The sequence below is a fragment of the Pseudomonas sp. RA_5y_Pfl1_P24 genome (genome assembly GCF_963970945.1).
GTDB classification, from domain to species: domain Bacteria; phylum Pseudomonadota; class Gammaproteobacteria; order Pseudomonadales; family Pseudomonadaceae; genus Aquipseudomonas; species Aquipseudomonas tritici.
Genome location: NZ_CAXAOJ010000013.1, coordinates 40,383 through 61,007, shown reverse-complemented (window position 1 = coordinate 61,007; position 20,625 = coordinate 40,383). Strand labels below are relative to the sequence as shown.

16 protein-coding genes, 1 tRNA gene and 1 pseudogene are annotated in these 20,625 nt (G+C 58.8%); 4 read left to right on the top strand and 14 right to left on the bottom strand.

Annotation, left to right across the window (positions count from 1 at the left end; genetic code table 11):
• Nucleotides 1–33: 33 nt before the first annotated feature.
• From AACY30_RS21265 to AACY30_RS21245, 5 genes are all read right to left on the bottom strand, one after another.
• On the bottom strand, nucleotides 34–828 hold the full coding sequence (locus AACY30_RS21265; protein ID WP_339469788.1) for a carbon-nitrogen hydrolase family protein: 795 nt from the start codon (nucleotides 826–828) through the stop codon (nucleotides 34–36).
• 10 nt (nucleotides 829–838) lie between these two features.
• On the bottom strand, nucleotides 839–2,521 hold the full coding sequence (locus tag AACY30_RS21260; protein WP_339541125.1) for a flavin monoamine oxidase family protein: 1,683 nt from the start codon (nucleotides 2,519–2,521) through the stop codon (nucleotides 839–841).
• Nucleotides 2,522–2,687: 166 nt separating this feature from the next.
• Nucleotides 2,688–3,134 (bottom strand): Lrp/AsnC family transcriptional regulator, encoded by a 447-nt coding sequence (locus AACY30_RS21255; RefSeq protein ID WP_099488585.1) that lies wholly within the window; start codon nucleotides 3,132–3,134, stop codon nucleotides 2,688–2,690.
• A 712-nt stretch (nucleotides 3,135–3,846) separates the two neighbouring features.
• Entirely contained in the window at nucleotides 3,847–4,089 is a 243-nt protein-coding gene (locus AACY30_RS21250) for a hypothetical protein (protein WP_339469791.1), read from the bottom strand.
• A 10-nt stretch (nucleotides 4,090–4,099) separates the two neighbouring features.
• Complete coding sequence (locus tag AACY30_RS21245; protein ID WP_339415392.1) at nucleotides 4,100–4,600, bottom strand: hypothetical protein; 501 nt, start codon at nucleotides 4,598–4,600, stop codon at nucleotides 4,100–4,102.
• Between the two features lie 172 nt (nucleotides 4,601–4,772).
• Between AACY30_RS21245 and AACY30_RS21240 the strand changes: the two are divergent.
• Nucleotides 4,773–4,928: pseudogene (locus tag AACY30_RS21240) on the top strand (tyrosine-type recombinase/integrase); the annotation flags it as partial.
• A gap of 164 nt (nucleotides 4,929–5,092) precedes the next feature.
• On the opposite strand, the gene AACY30_RS21235 reads toward AACY30_RS21240, so the two are convergent.
• The 5 genes from AACY30_RS21235 to rpsU form a co-directional block, all read right to left on the bottom strand.
• A tRNA-Ile gene (locus AACY30_RS21235) sits at nucleotides 5,093–5,169 on the bottom strand.
• A 15-nt stretch (nucleotides 5,170–5,184) separates the two neighbouring features.
• Nucleotides 5,185–8,928, bottom strand: a complete 3,744-nt coding sequence (locus AACY30_RS21230) for an EAL domain-containing protein (RefSeq protein ID WP_339541087.1) — start codon at nucleotides 8,926–8,928, stop codon at nucleotides 5,185–5,187.
• A 121-nt stretch (nucleotides 8,929–9,049) separates the two neighbouring features.
• Nucleotides 9,050–10,900, bottom strand: a complete 1,851-nt coding sequence (rpoD, locus tag AACY30_RS21225; protein WP_339541086.1) for an RNA polymerase sigma factor RpoD — start codon at nucleotides 10,898–10,900, stop codon at nucleotides 9,050–9,052.
• A 67-nt stretch (nucleotides 10,901–10,967) separates the two neighbouring features.
• A complete protein-coding gene (gene dnaG, locus AACY30_RS21220; RefSeq protein WP_339415410.1) occupies nucleotides 10,968–12,938 on the bottom strand; it encodes a DNA primase in 1,971 nt (656 codons plus the stop codon).
• A 446-nt stretch (nucleotides 12,939–13,384) separates the two neighbouring features.
• Nucleotides 13,385–13,600: a 30S ribosomal protein S21 gene (gene rpsU, locus AACY30_RS21215; protein WP_002551877.1), complete on the bottom strand. Its 216-nt coding sequence runs from the start codon at nucleotides 13,598–13,600 to the stop codon at nucleotides 13,385–13,387.
• A 202-nt stretch (nucleotides 13,601–13,802) separates the two neighbouring features.
• Here rpsU and tsaD point away from each other — a divergent pair, with 202 nt between their 5' ends.
• Nucleotides 13,803–14,828: a tRNA (adenosine(37)-N6)-threonylcarbamoyltransferase complex transferase subunit TsaD gene (tsaD, locus tag AACY30_RS21210; RefSeq protein ID WP_065871797.1), complete on the top strand. Its 1,026-nt coding sequence runs from the start codon at nucleotides 13,803–13,805 to the stop codon at nucleotides 14,826–14,828.
• 33 nt (nucleotides 14,829–14,861) lie between these two features.
• Here the strand turns inward: tsaD and plsY are convergent, their stop codons facing one another.
• On the bottom strand, nucleotides 14,862–15,431 hold the full coding sequence (gene plsY, locus AACY30_RS21205; RefSeq protein WP_339469797.1) for a glycerol-3-phosphate 1-O-acyltransferase PlsY: 570 nt from the start codon (nucleotides 15,429–15,431) through the stop codon (nucleotides 14,862–14,864).
• A 74-nt stretch (nucleotides 15,432–15,505) separates the two neighbouring features.
• On the opposite strand from plsY, the gene folB reads away from it, so the two are divergent.
• Both folB and folK read left to right on the top strand, forming a co-directional pair.
• Nucleotides 15,506–15,859: a dihydroneopterin aldolase gene (gene folB / locus AACY30_RS21200; RefSeq protein WP_032883867.1), complete on the top strand. Its 354-nt coding sequence runs from the start codon at nucleotides 15,506–15,508 to the stop codon at nucleotides 15,857–15,859.
• Nucleotides 15,850–16,368 carry a 2-amino-4-hydroxy-6-hydroxymethyldihydropteridine diphosphokinase gene (folK, locus tag AACY30_RS21195; protein WP_065909925.1) on the top strand — a complete coding sequence of 173 codons (519 nt, stop codon included), beginning with the start codon at nucleotides 15,850–15,852 and terminating at the stop codon, nucleotides 16,366–16,368. Before folB ends, folK begins: the two co-directional genes overlap by 10 nt.
• Before the next feature lie 55 nt (nucleotides 16,369–16,423).
• On the opposite strand, the gene AACY30_RS21190 is transcribed toward folK, so the two are convergent.
• From AACY30_RS21190 to AACY30_RS21180, 3 genes are all read right to left on the bottom strand, one after another.
• A complete protein-coding gene (locus AACY30_RS21190) occupies nucleotides 16,424–17,653 on the bottom strand; it encodes a multifunctional CCA addition/repair protein (protein WP_339541085.1) in 1,230 nt (409 codons plus the stop codon).
• A gap of 63 nt (nucleotides 17,654–17,716) precedes the next feature.
• Nucleotides 17,717–19,282 carry a SpoVR family protein gene (locus AACY30_RS21185; protein WP_339541084.1) on the bottom strand — a complete coding sequence of 522 codons (1,566 nt, stop codon included), beginning with the start codon at nucleotides 19,280–19,282 and terminating at the stop codon, nucleotides 17,717–17,719.
• Entirely contained in the window at nucleotides 19,279–20,550 is a 1,272-nt protein-coding gene (locus tag AACY30_RS21180) for a YeaH/YhbH family protein (protein ID WP_339415415.1), read from the bottom strand. Before AACY30_RS21180 ends, AACY30_RS21185 begins: the two co-directional genes overlap by 4 nt.
• Between the last annotated feature and the right edge of the window lie 75 nt (nucleotides 20,551–20,625).

Sequence of the window (20,625 nt, the reverse complement as noted above, 5' to 3'; positions counted from 1 at the left end):
CTATATTAACAAACCGCTACCCAACCCGTCGGGTCAGGGCTTGTACAGCGCGCCGTACAACTCGGGGCGGCGGTCATGCAGATAGTGATTGGCGGCGCGCGCATTGATGATCGATTGGCGCTCCAGCGTACCGACAATCAAGGCTTCATCCAGGCCAGCCTGGGCTATACGCTCGCCGTTCGGTGCAGCGATGCTACTTTGCCCGCAGTACAGGATCTCGCCTTCGTGCCCGCAGTAATTGGCGTAGGCCACATAGCATTGGTTCTCGAAGGCCCGCGCCCGCACGGTGACATCGGCCACAAAGTCGAACGGCACCATATTGGCGGTGGGCACCAGGATCAACTCGGCACCGGCAAGGGCCAGGCGCCGGGTGTTTTCCGGGAACTCCAGGTCGTAGCAGATCAGGAATCCAAGCTTCCAACCGTTGAGTTCCACCAGCGGGAAATCGTCGTCACCGGCACTGAACATCGAGTGGTCCAAATCGCCAAACAGATGCGTCTTGCGGTAGTTGCACAGGCGCTGGCCATGGGCGTCGATCAACTGCACGGCGTTGTAGAGCTGGCCGTCCTCGGCACGTTCCGGGTAACCGTACAGAATGGCAAGCCCGGCGCCTTTGGCCAGTTCGGCAATCGCCTGTGCGGATGGCCCGTCTTGCGCTTCAGCTAACGCGCCAACCGCTTCAGCGCCGATGTTGTAGCCGCTGAGAAACATCTCCGGCAGCACCAGCACATCGGCGCCGCACGCTTCATGGGCCAGTTGGTGCAGGCGCTTGAGGTTGCCGGCCACGTCCAGCGGCAGTGGTGGGCATTGGTAAAGGGCAACACGCATGCTCAGCTCCTTATTCGGCCAGGGCGATCGGCCCGATTTCGTCGAACACATCACCCGGCCCTGGGTTCTCCGGATGAGTACTGCCGCCGAAGTGGGTCATGATGCCCCATACCGCGTTCAATGAGGTTTGCACTGCGCCTTCGACCCAGGCCGGGGTCCAGGAAACGTCGTCACCTGCGATAAAAATCCCACGTTGCTCGGCGGGCATGTCTTTCTGCATGAAGTGCGCATACATACGCTGGTTATAGCGATAGTGACCGGGCAATGCACCTTTGAAGGCACCGAGGAAATGCGGGTCGGCTTCCCAGGACACCGTGATCGGGTCGCCGATGATGCGCGCCTTGATGTCGACTTTCGGGTAGATCTTGTTCAGCGCGTCGAGGGCCAGTTTCACGCGTTTATCGATGGGCTGCGGCAGCATCTTCAGTGCATCGCTCATCCACGAGTAAGACAGGCAAATCACCCCCGGCTTATCGTCACCATTGTCGAACAGATAAGTGCCACGGGTCAGGCGATCCGTGAGGGTCATGCTCATCAGGTCGCGGCCGGTTTCCGGGTCTTTGTCTTTCCAGAACGGGCGGTCAACCATCACGAACGTTTTTGATGACTGCATGTAGCGGGTGCGGTCCAGGGCCATCCACATCTTTTGCGAGAACAGGGTTTCGTCGCATTCGATCTGGGTGGTCAGCAGCCAGCTTTGGCAGGTGGTCAGCACGGCGGCGTATTCGCGGGTGTCGCCGTAGTTGTCGGTGACGGCAAAGCGGCCGTCGGCGGCATGAGCGATGCGTTTCACCCCGGCCCGCGGCGCACCACGGTGCAACGAACTGAGGCTAGTGCCGGCCGGCCAGTGGGCGCAACGCTCCGGCACATGGCGCCAAATGCCCATCGGCACCTGGGCCACGCCGCCGACGACCAAGTGTTGGTGATCGTCGCAGTTGGTCATCACCACGCGGAAGAGTTCCAGCATCGAGTTGGGGAAGTCCGAATCCCAGCCGCCAGTGCCGAAACCGACCTGGCCGAATACTTCGCGATGGTGAAACGACAACTTGGCGAAAGCCTTCGACGTGGCAACGAAGTCGTAGAAGGTGCGGTCGTCCCACAGTGGCACCAGCTTATTCCACAGCTCTTTGAGGCGTGGCACGTCACGGTCGCGGATGGCTTGCTGGATATCGCCGAACTGCGAGCCGGCTTCCAAGGCGTCGGCCCAGGCGTCGGCGACTTCTTGAAACAGTGCAGGAAGATCGGACAGTTTTTGTGCGTAGTGAGTCTGGCCTTCCAGGTCAATCACCGTGCTGCCGGAGGCTGGCGTCAGCGGGTTGGGGAAGGGTTTGGTTTCCAGGCCGAGTTTGTCCACGTAGTGGTAGAACGCGGTGGACGACACCGGGAAGCGCATGCCACCCAGTTCGGCGATGATGCCTTCGGCGCCTTCAAAGGCTTGGGAGCGCAGGCGGCCGCCCATTTTCGAAGCTTCATACACCACCGGCTTGAGGCCCAGTTTCATCAGCTCGTAGGCGGCAACCAGGCCCGCGATCCCTGCACCGACGATCGCCACTTCGGCGCCATGGTTGGCGACGGGGATGCTGCCCAGGCCGGCCGGGTGCTCGATCCAATCATCAAAGGCAAACGGAAAATCCGGGCCAAAGATGGTGATGGGTTTCTTACCGTCTGCAGGGTGGCGATTGGTCTTGCTGATGGTGCTGGACGGAATGCTCATGGCTGACCTTACTGGCGACTGGGCGGACGTGACCCGCTGAGTATAGGAAAAGATGGCAGCCAGTTTAGGGAGCGTAGCGTTCGTTAATAAGACGCAAAGTGTCGTCGGATTGGACTGTTTTTAGTCGTAATGACGAAATTGGTGGTCAGATTGGCTGACCGCGATCCAATTTGTTACTCAAGATGATTGAGGTCGTGGTTTTCTCCACGCCGGCCACACTGCCGATCTGGTCGAGTAATTGGTCCAACTGCTCCGGCGAGTCAGTGCGCAGCCAGGCCACGTAATCGAACTCGCCACTGACCGCGCACAACTGTTGCACCTGCGCCATGGCACTCAGTCTGCGCAACACTTCTTTACCCGAGCGTGCCTGCACGGTGATGCCCACATACGCCTGCAAACCACCGTCCACCACCCGCTGGCCGAGACGCACACCATAACCGGTGATCACCTGGGTTTTCTCCAGGCGCGCCAGGCGTGAGGTCACCGTGGTGCGCGCGATGCCCAACTGCCGGGCAAGCATGGCCACGCTTTCGCGGGCGTTGATTTGCAGGGCGGCTATTAGTTGGCGGTCGATTTCATCAAGGGCGGGCAAGGGGGGGGCTCCGGTATGGGCGGCGATGGGGAGCATATTACAGGCTTCCAGACACACAAAAGCCGCGCATTGCGCGGCTTTTAAGTTTGGTGGGCCCAGTAGGACTCGAACCTACGACCAAGACATTATGAGTTGCTGGGCGAACTGGTATGCCTAGAGAAGGCGTTCTTAGGTGAACGTAGGTTGGCATGGCTGGATGCCCCGTATTACTTGGTGTTGAGCGTAATTCAGAGTGAGTGGCTCAAGCTGAGTGCTGTAGCGTGGTTGTACGGTTTTTACGGCCTTTGAGTTTCGCAATTCGCCTCGCAGCTCCAAACCACGTTCCATTCACAGATCGAGAAGCAAAACGCGGCTTGGCCCGGGGCATGCCTATAGTCTGACTTTAAAGGTTGGCGATTGCGGCGACCTTTCATGTGCGCTAGATCCGTGCTGTCTAGGATCAGAATTAGGACGCGTCCGCTGAGTTCGCGAGGCTGGTCAATGTGGTATTACACATTTACGACTGCACCTGGCCTGCGTTACAGCCGCCATTCATCATTTAGCAGTGATTTTGGCGGCATCTAACCTACGTTAGGCGTTACCAGTATGTTCAAAGTAACCCCCAATCCGCCGGCAAGGTCCAACGCTAAGATCATCGATCAACGCGCTGTTGATCGACTGTTATCCCATCTGATTTGGGTCAGAGACGGCACCGAGAAATCGTGCCGGGGCTTCAGTCCCCCTCCGTGAACCGCCGCCGCGTCAGGAATAGCACCACGCCCAGCGGCACGGCCAGCAGTGCTAGCAGCTCCAGGTCAAAGCCCAGCACCTGCTGCTCACCAACCTTGAAGATGCTGACCAAGCCCGTTGCCAGTAGGGCCAAACCCAGCCACTTGCGCAGCATGTATGGTTTCAGAAACTGAACGAGGATCGCGCCCAGCACCAGAAGGACGACAGTTTGCATGATGTAGGGCATGTGCACTTCCTCAGACCTTGATGACCAGCGTCACGACAGAGCGCTGTGGGCCAATCCCGCCATGGACCTCTCCCTCGATGCTGACCAGCACGTCACCTGCATGCAGGTTCGGCAGGGCCCCTTTGAGGTACCAGTTGACACCTGTCGTCACCACTGCACCTGAAGCCCAGCCAATGAGCGGCCCGCCCAACGCACCTACCTTGCCGGCAACGCCACCTGAGGCCGCAGCAATTCCCTTGGCGACGTTGCCCCGCATAGTGCTGATAGCATCGGCCTGCTGCCGGGTGAGGGGATTGGAAATGCAGACTTTCAGCAGGCATGGCAGGTTTCGAGCCTGCATTCGGTCGTACATATCGACGACCATGCCGTTAACTTGGTAATGGGCGCGTTTCGCTTCGCCAAAGTGCAACTCGCGCAGGCGACCTCGGTCGCTTTCCATGAGGGTGATTTGAGACAGATTGAAGACGATCCCTTCCGCGGACCTGTACTGCGTGGTCTTCTCAAACTTCATGCGCGTATCCATTCGTGCAAAAAGACGATGATTTTCTACACGCGGTGACTAAGATGCAAATGGTCTTTGATGTAAGGCCCCGGGGAATTTGACGTCTGCACGGGCCTCATCGCCAGCAAGCCAACTCCCCGTTAACAACACATCGAGCGCGTCGGTTTTGGAGACGTTAGGTGTGTTACGCCATACTTTCGCCAGTCACTAGATGATGAATGGTGGCGACATCCTGACGCTGCAGCGTGTGCTTGGGCATTCGACCTTGGCCATGACTCAACAGTACGCGCACTTCAGCCCTGGACACATGGCAGAGGTCGTTTCGTTAAACCCTTAGCGGGCATTTTCGAGAAGGATCATGATTAAAAAGTGGCCGAGAATTCAGCCGTCGAAAAATGAGATTGGACGAATCTTGGACGGAACCACTTTTTTGCAATGTTTCGGCTTGAGTTTTCCAAGCCCTAGAAACGACGAAAGCCACGCAGTGCGTGGCTTTCAAAGTGGTGGGCCCAGTAGGACTCGAACCTACGACCAAGGGATTATGAGTCCCCTGCTCTAACCAACTGAGCTATAGGCCCTCAGTAGGTCGCGGATTATAGCGATGGTTTCCCCGCTGTGCTATCCGAAAAATCCTTAATGCTCATACGAAGAAAGGTCGCGGCAAAAAGCTCGGGCGGTAGCGGCAGGCTGACGATGTAGCCTTGCATCTGTTCGCAGCCTTCGGCAGCCAGGAAGGCTTGCTGTGCCGGGTTCTCCACGCCTTCGGCGATGATAGTGAATTGCATGCTGTGGCCCAGGGCGATAATGGCGCGCACGATCGCTGCGTCGTGTGGGTCGTCGGGCAGGCCGCGGACGAAGGATTGATCGATCTTGAGGAAGTCCAGCGGCAGGCGTTTGAGGTAGCTGAGGGATGAATAGCCGGTGCCAAAATCATCGATGGCCAGTTGTACGCCCAGGTCTTTGAGCTGGTGCAGTACCTCCAGCGCTTCTTCGGCCTGGCTCATGATGAAGTTCTCGGTGATCTCCAGTTGCAGGCAGCCTGGGTCGAGCCGGTAGTCGTGCAATAGCTGTTCGATGCGAGCCAGCAAGCCGGGGTGACGCAGTTGGGCGCCGGCCAGGTTGACCGACAGCGGGCCAAATGCGTCGAAAGTGCCTTGCCAGGCATGCATTTGTCGGCAGGCCTGTTCCAGCACCCAGTCACCGATCTGCAGGATCATGCCGTTCTCTTCGGCGAGGGCAATGAAGTGTTCGGGCGGCACGTCGCCAAAGGTGGGATGGCGCCAGCGGATCAGCGCTTCGGCGCCGATCAGTGCTTGAGTATTCAGGCTCAGTTTTGGCTGGTAGTACAGGGTCAGTTCATCGCGCTCGATGGCGCGGCGCAGTTCATGTTCGAGCGCCACGCGTTCGTTGGCCTGCGCAGTAAGGTCGCGGGTATAGCTTTCGACCCGGTTACGTCCCTTGGCCTTGGAGCGGTACATCGCAGCGTCGGCATTTTTGACCAGCGTCGCGACGTCGGTACCGTCCTGCGGGTACAGGCTGGTGCCGATGCTGGCGCTGATGAAGAACTCGTGTTCACCTGCCTGGAAGGGTGGGGTGAAGCAGGCCAGCAGTTTATTGGCCAGGTATTGGGCGTCGCTGGGGTGCTGCAGGCCGGGGAGCAGGATGATGAACTCGTCGCCGCCCAGGCGAGCAACGGTGTCGATGTCGCGCAGTTGTTCCTTGAGGCGCGCCGCGACGTCTTTGAGCAGCAAGTCGCCGATCGGGTGGCCGAGGCTGTCGTTGATGTGTTTGAAACGGTCCAGATCGAGAAACAGTACGGCGCCCTGTTTGCCGGTTTCTTGATGCCCATTGAGGGCGACCAGCAATCGGTTTTCGAACAAAGTGCGGTTGGGCAGGCCGGTCAATGGATCGTGATGCGCCTGGTAATCGAGGCGGGCCTGGGCAAGCTTGAGGCTGGAGATGTCGGCAAACACCGCGACGAAGTGCGTGATCAACTGATCGCGATTACGCACGGCGCTGATCGTCAGCCAGCTGGGGTACAGCTCGCCGTTCTTGCGTCGGTTGGAGATCTCGCCCTGCCAATGCCCTTGAGCTGTCAGTTGGTGCCACATCGCCGCGTAGAAGGCGCTGTCATGCAGGCCGGAGGCAAGCAGGCGCGGCGTATGGCCGAGGGCTTCGGCCTCGCTGTAGCCGGTTATCTCGGTGAAGGCGCGGTTGACGGCGCTGATGTTCTGCCGGATATCAGTGATCAAGACGCCTTCGGCCGTGCTTTCGAACACCGTGGCGGCCTGTTGCAGTTTTTCCTGCATCAGTTGGCGTTCGGTGATGTCCCGCGCAATGGTCAGCATGCAGTCTTCGTCGCCGATAGGCAGTGGGCGGCTGGACAACTCGCACAGGCGAATCTGCCCATCGTTGCGACGAATATGGCAGATGAAATCACGCACAAAGCCATCGCGCTGCATCAGTTCCAGCATGTGTTTGCGTTCGTTGAGGTCGACCCAGATGCCTAGGTCCAGGGTTGATTGGTCGAGGGATGTTGCGCTGGTGAAGCCCGTGATTCGACTGAAACCATCGTTCACTTCAATCAACAGTCCATCGCTCTGTCGGCTCAGCAGCAAGCCGTCGGGCGAGGCGTGGAAGGCCTTGGCGAATTTCTCTTCGGAGGTTTGCAGTTGTTGCTGGGTTTCCTTGAGTTGAGTGATGTCTCGCACCGCCACCACGATGGCCTCGGTGGTGTCCAATTGGAACGGCTCGGCGGAAATCAGCCCGATGAAGGCTTGGCCATTGCTGCGCAGAAAGGGCATTTCGAGGTTGCGGATGCTGGTGGTCTGCACCCGTTGCAGCAGGTCGGGGCCGACACCCTGGATGCCCCAGATATTCAGTTCGGTGGCGGTTTTGCCGACGACCTGTTCCGCCGTCAGGCCAATCTGGTCTTCGAACGCCTTGTTCACCTCCAGCAAGCAGCCATCAGACAGCCGTGCGATCACTAGCATGTCTGGGCATTGCTGGAACACCGAGGCGAATTTTTGCTCGGACAGTTGCAAGGCTTCTTCAGTGCGCTTGGCCTCGCTGATATCGATCATCAAGCCGCGCAGTACGGGCTCATGGCCGTGCTCGATCAGGCTGACGATGTCGCGCACCCACAAGCAGCGCCCATCTGCGGTGATCACCCGGTAGTCGACGCTGTGGTCGCGATTGGCCCGGGTTTCCTGGTAGCAGTAGGCTTCGGTGCGGATCAGGTCGGCAGGGTGAATGATGTTGCGCCAGAACCCCGGGATCAGCCAGTGGGCGCGCGGATAACCCAGTAATTCCTCAGCGTGGGGCGAAACATAGCTGTAGGTGAAGTCGGTGATACTGGCTTCCCAGGCGATGGCGGACAGGCTTTCCACCAAGCCGCGATAGTGATATTCGCTGCTGCGCAGTTGCTGTTCGAGGGCGACGCGTCGGGAAATTTCCGAACTGAGCCGACGATTGATCCGAATCACCACGGCCAGCACGGTGCTCAGCAACAGTACCGCAGGCAGGCCGTAAGTCAGCAGATCCCTCCAGAAGGTGCGGTGGTCGGTAAAGCTACCGACCCAATGTTGTTGGATCGCATCGGTTTCGTCCGGGCTGAGGTCGGCCAGTACCTTATCGAGGATGCCCACCAGTACTTTGTTGTCGCGCGGTACGCCCATCGCCAGTTGGTAACGGTAGGGCGTTTCACCGCTGACGTACAAACCGTCGAGCTTGAGTTGGCGCAGGCTCCAGACACTTGAGGCCAGGTCGCCGACCACCGCATCCACCTCATCGGTGGCTAAGGCTTGCAGGGTCGAGCTGACATTCGGCATGGCCACCAGGTTGAGGTCGGGATGTTGGGTGCGGAGCAACTCATGGGGCGCGTAGTTTTCCACAACGGCAATCTTCAATCCGTAGAGGTCCTTAAGGGTGCGTGGTTTCGCGCCGCCTTCGTGGGCCAGGATGACGATGGGGAAATCAAGGTACGGGCGGGTAAACGCCATGTAGCGCTGGCGTTCCGGCGTGGACATGATGCCAGGCAGCAGGTCGATTTGGTTGTTCCGGGCCTGCTCCAGCAAGGCGCTCCAGTTCGCCGGCTCAATCAACTTGACCCGCACGCCGAGGCGATCCTGGATCAGGCGCACGTAATCCGCCGCCAGGCCTTGGTAGCGGCCATCTTCGTCATGGTATTCAAAGGGTGGCCATGACGCGTCCACTCCCAGGCGCAACTCCTGATGGTCCGCCAGCCAGCCGCGCTCATCATCGCTAAGACTCAACGCGCCAGCCGTTGCGGTCCAGGTCAGCAGCCACAGTAAAAACACAGCCGGCAGTCTGGGCATAACGGTCTCGTTATGGCACGGGGAATGTTTCGAGTGTAGACGGGCATTACGGGGGAGGGGGATTACGGAAGGTTTTATCGATACAAAACAAAACCCCCGGCCTGGGCCGGGGGTTTTGGTATCACTCGTCGAGGAAGGAGCGCAGATGCTCGCTTCGCGTCGGGTGGCGCAACTTGCGCAGCGCCTTGGCTTCGATCTGACGGATCCGTTCACGGGTCACGTCAAACTGCTTACCGACTTCCTCAAGGGTGTGGTCGGTATTCATGTCGATGCCGAAACGCATGCGCAGTACCTTGGCTTCACGAGCAGTGAGGCCTGAGAGTACGTCGCGAGTCGCTTCCTTAAGGCTCTCAACGGTGGCGACATCGATTGGCGACTGCATAGTCGAGTCTTCGATGAAGTCACCCAGATGGGAGTCTTCGTCATCACCAATCGGCGTTTCCATGGAGATCGGCTCTTTCGCGATCTTCAATACCTTGCGGATTTTGTCCTCAGGCATTTCCATGCGTTCGCCCAGCTCTTCCGGGGTCGGTTCACGACCCATTTCCTGCAACATCTGCCGGGAAATGCGGTTCAGCTTGTTGATGGTCTCGATCATGTGCACCGGAATACGTATGGTGCGGGCCTGGTCGGCGATCGAGCGAGTGATCGCCTGACGGATCCACCAAGTGGCATAAGTCGAGAACTTGTAGCCACGACGGTATTCAAACTTGTCCACAGCCTTCATCAAGCCGATGTTGCCTTCCTGGATCAAGTCGAGGAATTGCAGGCCACGGTTGGTGTACTTCTTGGCGATGGAGATCACCAGACGCAAGTTCGCTTCGACCATCTCTTTCTTCGCGCGGCGGGCCTTGGCCTCACCGATCGACATGCGACGGTTGATGTCCTTGATCTCGGCAACCGTCAGACCGGTTTCGGTCTGCAGTGCGATCAGCTTTTGCTGGCAGCGAATGATGTCCGGCTGCAGGCGACCAATGGCTTCGGCGTATTTGCCTTTGCCTTTGGCGAGGCCGTCGGACCAGCTTTCGTCAGCTTCGTTGCCCGGGAACTGGCGCAGGAAGTCGGCACGCGGCATGCGCGCATCACGGACACAGAGCTGCATGATCGCACGCTCTTGTGCACGCAGACGCTCAAGGGCACTGCGAACACGCTCAACCAGGCCTTCGAATTGCTTCGGTACCAGCTTGATCGGCATGAACAGTTCGGCCAGCGCCACCAGCTCGGCAATAACCAGCTTATTGCTGCGACCGTGCTTTTTCAGCGCCTTGCGGGTGATTTCCATTTGATCGGAAACCGCACCGAAACGCTGGGCAGCCACGATCGGATCCGGACCGCTTTCAACTTCATCTTCGTCGTCGCTGCTGGCTTCGGCATCGTCGTCTTCGGAATCGTCGTCGGCTTTCGCCCCTTTCGGGTCGACAGGCGGCGGCACTTCGGCGGCAGGCGGCGCAATGCCGTCGTCCGGATCGATGTAGCCACTCAGCACGTCGGACAGGCGACCACCTTCGGTGGTGACGCGTGTGTACTCGGAGAGAATATGGTCAACCGTGCCAGGGAAGTGCGCGATTGCGCCCATCACTTCACGGATGCCCTCTTCGATACGCTTGGCGATTTCGATTTCGCCTTCGCGTGTCAGCAGCTCGACGGTACCCATTTCACGCATATACATGCGCACAGGGTCGGTGGTTCGACCGATATCGGTCTCCACAGCAGCCAGCGCGGCAGCAGCTTCTTCAGCTGCAGCCTCGTCGGTATCGGCGTCCGCCAGCATAAGAGAATCCTTATCTGGCGCAGCTTCGAATACGTTGATCCCCATGTCGTTAATCATGCGGATGATGTCTTCCACCTGCTCTGGATCTGAAATATCCTCAGGCAGGTGGTCGTTGACCTCCGCGTAAGTCAGGTAACCCTGCTCACGACCGAGAACGATCAACTCTTTGATACGAGACTGCTGTTGCGCTTTTCCGGACATAACACCCTATCCACTGAAGGTCTTGGCGGGCAAAAAACAAGCCGAGGATTATACCCGAGCTATGACCTCACACGCCAGCTGAGGTCGGGTTTGATGCGGAAACATTCTGTTTTAAGAGGTCGCGCATCTGTTTTGCTATCTGATTTTGCTCTTCAGCCGATAATCCAGGCTGCCTTGCTCTCTTGATGAGTTCATCGAGGGTCTGCGTGTGCTGACCCGCAGATAACCTAGTAATGGTGTCTAAAAACTGTTGTTCAAGGTTATCGCCGTCAATTAGCCACTCCTTTTCCGCGAGTGCTTTCAATAGGCGGCCTTGTTCGGTGCCATGCCAACGAGCCATCAGCTGAATTGAGTTTAGCTTAGGGTTTTTCTGTACCGCCTCGATCAAGGCGATCAGCACCTGAGCGTAGGTGTTGCTCGCGTTGGCAAAATGGTCGGCGCTCTCGACCTTGCCCGCCAGTTGCGGGTGATGGATGAGCGTACGCAACGCAATGAGCGTTGGCGCTTCTACGGCCACAGGCGTTCGCGGGGCGAAGGCCTCATCGCGATCACCGCGTTTGCCGTTCTTGCTCCAGGGTTTGTTGTCCCATTTCTTGCCGCCGGCGCCGGGCTTCTTCGGTGTCCACTCCTGCTGGGGCGTGTAGGCCTCCTGCGGTTGGTGGAAGTCGGAGTAGTCCGGCATAGCGTCGTAATCCATGCCTGGGTCATAGGTCGGCGGCGCCTCCTGCGGTGCGTTGTGCACCAGCTGGCTGACGGCTTCGCCGCTCAGTCCAGTAATTTCCAGCAGGCGCATGCGCATCAGTGATTTCAGGTTGGCGCCTGGGACTTTATCGATCAGCGGCGCCGCGAGGGTGGCCATGTGGGCCTTGCCTTCGAGGGAGCGCGGGTCGGCCTCTTCGGTCAGTTGCTGGAAAAAATAGTCTGCCAGGGGCTGTGCATGTTGATTGATGCGCGCGCGGAACGCGTCGGTGCCTTCGGAGCGCACCAAGGTGTCCGGGTCTTCGCCTTCAGGCAGGAACAGGAAGCGTGCCCGACGCCCGTCCTGCAGGCTCGACAGCGTTGCTTCAAGCGCGCGCCAGGCGGCGTTGCGGCCGGCCTGATCACCGTCAAAGCAGAACAATACGCTGGGCACCACGCGAAACAGGCGTTTCATGTGCTCTTCGCTGGTGGCGGTGCCGAGTGTGGCCACGGCGTTGCGCAGGCCCTGTTGGGCGAGCGCGATCACGTCCATATAGCCTTCAACCACGATGATCTCATCGAGGTTGCGGTTGTTCTTGCGCGCCTCGAACAGGCCGTAGAGTTCCTGGCCTTTGTGGAATACCGCGGTTTCCGGGGAGTTCAGGTACTTGGGCTTGTCATCCCCCAGTACTCGACCACCAAAGGCGATGATGCGGCCACGGCTGTCGCGGATCGGGAACATCACGCGGTCGCGGAAGCGGTCATAGCGTTTGCCGGTTTCGGCGTTTTCCACCAGCAGGCCGGCGTCGATCATGGCTTTTTGCTGGAGAGTGTCGCTGCTCAAGTGCTTGTACAGGTTGTCCCAGCCGGGCGGGGCGAAGCCGAGGCCGAAGTCACGGGCGATTTCACCGGTGAGGCCGCGGCCCTTGAGGTAGTCGACGGCGGCTTTGCGCTGCGGATGGCTTTTAAGCGCCTGACGGTAGAAGTCGGCAGCGGCGGTCAGCAGTGGGTACAGCGGCGAATCAGTGGGTTGCCGCGGTTTGTGCGGTCGGCCACTTTCTTCGCGAGGGATTTCCATGCCGGCAGCTTTCGCCAGGTCCTCGATCGCCTGGGGGAAATCCAGGTTGTCGTGGTCCATGAGAAAGCCCAGGGCGTTACCGCCTGCGCCGCAACCGAAGCAGTAGTAGAACTGTTTGTCGGGGCTGACGCTGAACGATGGGGTTTTCTCTTTGTGGAACGGGCAGCAGGCGGTGTAGTTCTTGCCGGCTTTTTTCAGTTGCACGCGCGAGCTGACAACATCGACGATGTCGGTGCGGTTCAGAAGGTCGTCAATAAAGCTCTGGGGAATTAGCCCGGCCATGGCGTTCTCGTCATCACTGCGTGTAAGTGAGGGCCCGCTAAGTGCTCAAGCGCACGTATCGTGTGGCTCGATCATCGGTTGTCTGCTTGGGCTTTCAGGAAGTGTATCTGCCGATCATTCACTGACGTTAATTTCAATCAGGTTTTCGGCATGGAAATGTTGCCCTGGCCTCCAGTCTTGGCCAATGGCGGGCCTCGGAAGCGCATTGTCGGGCACAGTCGATACAGTTGATCGCCTGCTTGAATAATAAGTGTGCGCGTCAGTAGCCTTGTTAGGCTCGTCAGAAGAGACGTGCACCGCTGGCAAAAGAGCCAGTCCTGACGTGTGAAGCAGTTGTCTCAGTCGCATGTGCGGCGTCAACAGTGAAGCATCAAGCGATATCCGCAAATGCCATTAGCCCGGCTGAGGGCCGGGCTTGGCAGAAGCTTGCTACGGACGTCTGTGTATTAGTACAGACGAACGGCGCGGCGCTGTTCGCGCTGAACTTTCTTGGCGTGACGCTTAACAGCGGCTGCTGCTTTACGCTTACGCTCAGAAGTTGGCTTCTCATAAAATTCGCGGCTACGAACTTCAGCCAGTACACCGGCTTTTTCGCAGGAGCGCTTGAAACGACGCAGAGCTACGTCGAAGGGTTCGTTCTCTTTAACTTTGACGGCTGGCATCCAGAGCTACCTTCTTTCATTACCGGGATCAACGTTCTCGTCGCAAAAAATTCGCGGCTGAGGTCGTCGGTTTTTAAGGGTTGCGGATGTTAACCCCTCATTGCCCGGAATGCAAAGCCTCTGATCGAAAACCGCTAGTCGGGAGGGGGAGTGGCGACTATTATGCGCGCCTTCGAATCTAGCCTCTACAAGGCGCAAACCCATGCTAGTACTGGGACTTGAAACCTCCTGCGACGAAACCGGTGTCGCACTTTACGACAGTGAACGCGGGCTCTTGGCCGATGCGCTGTTCAGTCAGATCGACCTGCACCGCGCCTATGGCGGCGTTGTGCCGGAGCTGGCCAGCCGTGATCACGTCAAACGCATGCTGCCCCTGATTCGCCAGGTGCTGGATGAGGCCGGTTGCGTGCCGACCGAGATCGACGCGATCGCCTACACCGCTGGCCCTGGATTGGTCGGAGCCCTGCTGGTTGGGGCCTCTTGCGCCCAGGCGCTGGCTTTTGCCTGGGGTATTCCAGCCCTCGGTGTGCACCATATGGAAGGCCATTTATTGGCGCCCATGCTGGAAAAAACGCCACCTGAGTTCCCGTTCGTCGCTTTGTTGGTTTCCGGCGGCCATACGCAACTGGTTCAGGTGGATGGAATCGGCCAATACACCCTTTTGGGTGAGTCCTTGGATGACGCCGCCGGTGAGGCGTTCGACAAGACCGCGAAGATGATGGGCCTCAATTATCCCGGCGGCCCGGAAATCGCCCGTCTTGCCGAAAAAGGCGTTGCCGGCCGTTATACCTTCCCACGCCCGATGTGCGATCGGCCTGGCCTGATGTTCAGTTTCAGTGGTTTGAAAACCTCTGCGCTGAACACCTGGCAGCAAAGCGTCAGCGCCGGGGACGACAGTGAGCAAGCCCGTTGCGACATCGCGCTGGCGTTCCAGCAGGCGGTGGTGGAGACTTTGACCATCAAGTGCAAGCGCGCCCTGAAACAGGCGGGCATGAAGCGCCTGGTGATCGCAGGCGGCGTCAGCGCCAACAAAGCGTTGCGCACGTCACTGGAAAAAATGCTCGGCGAGATGAAGGGCGACGTTTTCTACGCGCGGCCAGAGTTTTGCACCGACAATGGCGCGATGATCGCCTATGCCGGTTGCCAACGCTTACAGGCGGGTCAGCACGAAAGCCTGGCGATCAGTGTGCAGGCGCGCTGGCCGATGGAGCAGTTGTCGCCGCTGTAGGGCCGCAACGTGAGCCGGGCTCATCGAACGTATTTAAAAATGCCGTTCGCGCCCGGCAAACAGGTCGCGTAAATTGCCCCGGTGGCGCCAGACGATCAGCAGTGTCAGTGCGCTCATCGGCAACAACGCCGCCGGTTCTTGCCAGGCCAACAGCGGAAGGGTGAGCGGGGTGGCGATCAGCGCGGCGAGTGAGCTGGTGCGGGTCAGGTAGAACGTCAGGAGCCAGGCAAGTACGGCCAGCAACGCCGCCGGTGGGTAAATCCCCAGCAGCATGCCGGCTGCCGTGGCGACGCCTTTGCCACCGCGAAAGCGGAAGTACAGTGGAAACAGATGGCCGAGGACGGCGCATATGCCGATCCAGGCCTGTTGTTGCAGGGTAAGGCCGGCGAGGCTGGCGATCAGCACGGGCAGCAAGCCCTTGCACACGTCGCCCAGCAGCGTGAGTACGGCGAGCTTCTTACCTGCCAGGCGCAACATATTGGTGGCGCCGGCATTGCCTGAGCCACTCATTCGCGGATCGGGATTTCCCGTCAGGCGGCTGAGCAAAATGGCGAAGGACAGCGAGCCGAGCAGGTAGGCGAGGATCGCCAGTGACCAAAACATGCTAACTATTCCGGGCGAGGACGCCCTGATTCTAACGGGGCATTGCGCCCTTGTCGTGCTGCGGAGAAGAGTGCTTGGACAGAGTGTTTATCGAAGGCCTGGAAGTCGACACCGTCATCGGGGCCTACGACTGGGAGCGCGGAATACGCCAATGCCTGCGCCTGGACCTGAGCTTCGCCTGGGATAACCGCCCGGCCGCCGCTGGCGATGACCTGACCCTGGCACTGGATTACGCCAGCGTGTCCGCTCGCATCCAGGCATTTGCCGAGCAATCCCAGTACCAGTTGGTGGAAACCTTCGCCGAGCGCCTGGCGCAAGTACTGATGAGTGAGTTCCAGATTCCTTGGCTGCACCTCAAGTTGACCAAGCCGGGGGCCGTGCCGGCTGCCAAGGGTGTGGGCGTGGAGATCGAGCGCGGATGTCGCTAACTCAGGTATACCTTGGCCTAGGCAGCAATATCGAGCGCGAATCTCATCTGCGCGCCGGCCTTGACGCGCTGGCGAGCTTTTTGACGGATGTGCGCTGCTCGCCAGTGTTCGAAAGCCAGCCGGTGGGCATCAAGAGCGGTCCGTTCTTCAATCTGGTGGTCTCGGCCTACACCGACCTGCCGCTGATGGAGCTGGATCGCCGGTTGAAATTCATCGAGGCCGATAATGGTCGCTATGCACCGGACCGCAAGGGCCTGCCGCTGGATATCGATGTGCTGCTGTACGGCGAGCTGGTGGGTAACTTCGATGGTTTGGTCCTGCCGCGTGCAGAGATCCTGAAAAACGCGTTTGTGCTGTGGCCGCTGTCGTTGATGGCGCCAGAGCGTGTGCATCCTGAAGTGGGCAAGACCCTGGCTGAGTTATGGCGCAATGCGCAAATCGACCAAGTGCTCGCGCCTGTCGGGTTTGAATGGCAAGGCCAGCAACTCACCCCAGACGCGCTCTTGTAGGCGCCGAGCTTGCTGTGGTGAGGGAGCAAGCGCCCTCACCACAGGAGGGCCGCGTCTAGGAAATAGGCTGTTCTTTGTAGGCCTTCAGCGCTTTCAGGCGTTCGCGTTTGAGCGCTTCACCCAGTTCCGGGCCTTTGAAGCCTTTTTCCAGCAGTGGTGCCACCGGCACTTCGCGCGCCGCCTTCGCCGCCCCGCGCAAATAATCCGCCTGTGGATAACTTCGCTGCTCTAAGCCTTTTCGGCCTCGGGCATCCATCTCGCACGCAACCACAAACTCTTCAAAGCGCTGCGGCCGCCGGTAAACGTCGAAACTTTGCAGCAATTCCAGCAGCGTCGAGGCTTTCAACTCCAGCGCCCGATGGCCGTGGGTGTGATATTGGCCCACCAGCAGCGCCAGCTCCTGGCAGTCCTTCGGTACTTTGAAGCGTTCATTGACGGCCTTGATCAGCTTCAAGCCGGTGTGTTCGTGAGCAATATGCTGCGGTAACTTATCCACCGGCGTCAGGCCCTTGCCCAAGTCATGCAGCAGGCAGGCCCAACGTACGGTCAGCGGCTGTTTATGCAGGGCGGCCTGTTCCAGCACGCTCAAAGTGTGTATGCCCGTGTCGATTTCGGGGTGATGGGCTTCAGGTTGCGGTACGCCGAACAGTGCATCGACTTCGGGCATCAAGGTTTTCAATGCATTGCAGTCGCGCAGTACTTGGATAAACACCTGGGGCTGGTCTTCCATCAGCGCTCGGGAGATTTCTTTCCAGCTGCGCTCAGGCGTCAGGGCTTCCAGTTCGCCGGATTCGCTGAGTTGACGCATCAGCGCCAGTGTTTCCGGAGCGACCGTAAAACCCAGGTGCGCGTAACGTGCAGCAAAGCGCGCAACGCGGAGTACTCGTAGCGGATCTTCGGCGAACGCCGGGGAAACGTGGCGCAGGATGCGCGCTTCAAGATCATGCTGGCCATGATAAGGGTCGGTCAAATTACCCTCATCGTCTTCCGCCATGGCGTTGATGGTCAGGTCGCGACGGATCAGGTCTTCTTCCAGCGTCACCTCTGGGCTCGCATGAAACACAAAGCCGCCATAACCCCGGCCACTCTTGCGCTCTGTGCGGGCAAGGGCGTATTCATCGCCATTTTTCGGGTCGAGAAACACGGGGAAGTCAGCGCCGACGGGTTTGAAACCTTTGGCCAGCATCTCTTCGGTGGTCGCCCCCACGACGACGCGGTCAACATCGGTGACCTTGATGCCCAGCAGGCGGTCACGCACGGCACCGCCGACTTTGTAGATTTTCATGAAAAAGCCTCCATTAGCCGCACAGGATACCGCCTGTGCCTAGCCAATGGAGGCTTTGCTGTTTCAGAGATGAACGACGGCCAGGTCCAGTCGGCCGTAGTCGTTGTCGCCATGCTCGCCGCGCGGCGGTACATGGTGAGTCTTCATCACTTGGTCGCCCTGCAGCGTTTCCAAATGAATGTCGAAGCCCCATAGGCGGTGCAGGTGCTTGAGTACTTCCTCCGTGGATTCGCCCAGGGGTTTGCGGTCATGTTGCTGGTGGCGCAAGGTCAACGAGCGATCGCCGCGCACATCGATGCTGTAGATCTGCACATTGGGCTCGCGATTGCCCAGGTTGTACTGCGCCGCCAGCGTTTCGCGGATGGTGCGGTAGCCGGGCTCGTCGTGGATGGCCGGTACCACTAGGTCATCCTTGAGGTCGTCATCCATGATGCTGAACAGCTTGAGGTCCCGAATCACCTGGGGTGACAGGTACTGCAGGATAAAACTCTCGTCCTTGAAACTGCTCATGGCGAACTTGATGGTGGACAACCAATCGGTGCCAGCGATTTCCGGGAACCAGCGGCGGTCTTCTTCGGTAGGGTGTTCGCACATACGCCGGATATCGCGGTACATGGCGAAGCCCAGTGCGTAGGGGTTGATACCACTGTAATACGGGCTGTCGAACCCCGGCTGAAACACCACGCTGGTGTGGGAGGTGAGGAACTCCATCATGAAACCGTCAGTGACCAGGCCTTCGTCGTACAGGTCGTTCATCAGCGTGTAGTGCCAGAACGTCGCCCAGCCTTCGTTCATCACTTGGGTCTGGCGCTGTGGATAAAAATACTGGGCGATCTTACGTACGATGCGCACGATTTCCCGTTGCCAGGGCTCCAGCAGTGGTGCGTGTTTTTCCAGAAAGTACAGGATGTTTTCCTGAGGTTCGGCGGGGAAGCGCGCATTGTCCTTGTCGCTGTTTTTCCCGGCACGTTTTGGAATGGTGCGCCACAGGTCGTTGATCTGTTTTTGCAGGTGCTCCTCGCGTTCCTTCTGGCGCAGGCGTTCTTCTTCGGCGGAAATCGGGTAGGGCCGTTTGTAGCGGTCGACCCCGTAGTTCATCAGCGCATGGCAAGAGTCGAGCAAGTCTTCCACCGCATCAATGCCGTGGCGTTCCTCGCATTGCATGATGTACTGCTTGGCGAACACCAGGTAATCAATGATTGAGCTGGCATCGGTCCAGGTGCGGAACAGGTAGTTGCCCTTGAAGAAGCTGTTGTGTCCGTAGCAGGCATGGGCCACTACCAGCGCCTGCATGCAGATGGTGTTTTCTTCCATCAGGTAGGCAATGCACGGGTCGGAGTTGATCACGATCTCGTACGCCAAGCCCATCTGGCCTCGGGTGTAGGACTTCTCGGTGCTGAGAAAGTGTTTGCCGTAGGACCAATGGTGATATCCCAACGGCATGCCGACAGAGGCGTAGGCATCCATCATCTGTTCCGCGGTGATCACTTCGATCTGGTTGGGGTAGGTGTCCAGGGCATAACCCGCCGCGATGCGGCTGATTTCCCGGTCATAGGCCTGGATCAGTTCAAAGGTCCACTCGGAGCCCGTGGATATGGGTTGGCGCTTATGCTCTTTTTTGGCGGTCATGTCACTAACCTGCGCTGGAAGAGTTCACGGAAGACCGGGTAGATATCGCCGGCCGAGACCAGTTGCTGCTGGGCGAATGTGTCGGCAAAGGCTTCGCCAATGCGCTCGTATTCGAACCACAGGGCCTGATGCTCACGGGGGGTGATTTCAACGTAAGTGTAGTACTGCACGAACGGCATGATCTGGTTGATCAGGATGTCGCGGCAGATGGGCGAGTCGTCGTTCCAGTTGTCACCGTCCGAGGCCTGGGCCGCGTAGATGTTCCACTCGTTGGCGGGGTAGCGCTCGGCCATGATCTCCTGCATCAGCTTCAAGGCACTGGAGACGATGGTCCCGCCCGTTTCCCGTGAGTAGAAAAACTCCTCCTCGTCGACCTCCCGCGCGCTGGTGTGATGGCGGATGAACACTACGTCGATCTTGTCGTAGTTCCGCTTGAGAAACAGGTAAAGCAGGATAAAGAAGCGCTTGGCGATGTCCTTGGTGGCCTGGGTCATGGAGCCGGATACGTCCATCAGGCAGAACATCACTGCCTTGGAGCTGGGGTTGGGTTGTTTGACCAGCAAGTTGTATTTCAAGTCAAAGGTGTCTAGGAATGGCACACGATGAATGCGCGCACTGAGTTTCTCGATTTCCGCCTCGATTTGCTGAATGTCGCCGAAGTTGTCCGGTTCCTCACGTTTCAAACGCGCCAGCTCTTCCTTGGCATCTCTCAGTTTGGCGCGGCTGCTGCCAGACAGTGCGATGCGCCGCGCGTGGGCCGAACGCAGGGTACGGATGATATTGATGCGGGAAGGGTTGCCCTCGTTGCTGATCCCGGCGCGAACGGTCTTGAAGGTGTCGGTGCCGGTCAGGTTACGCTTGACCAGATTAGGCAGCTCCAGGTCCTCGAACATGAATTCGAGAAATTCTTCCTGAGTGATCTGGAACACGAACTCGTCCATGCCTTCGCCGGAATTGCCCGCCTTGCCAGGGCCTTTACCGCCGCCACCGCCTTGTGGGCGCTGGATGTGCTCGCCGGTGGTGAATTCCTTGTTGCCCGGATGCACGACGGTCTGTTTGCCGCCCCGGCCGTGGTGCAGCACCGGTTCGTCGATGTCCCGTCCGGGAATGCTGATTTGCTCGCCATGCTCCATATCCGTAATGGAGCGGCGGCTGATGGCCTCCTCGACGGCTTTTTTGATGTGGTCACGGTAACGCCGCAGGAAACGCTGGCGGTTTACCGTGCTCTTGTTCTTGCCATTGAGGCGTCGGTCGATCACATAGCTCATAGGCCCCTCCGGGGAGCTTCAAGTCGTAAGCTACAAGCCGCAAGTCAAAGCCCATCAATTCCGCGCAACCACGGG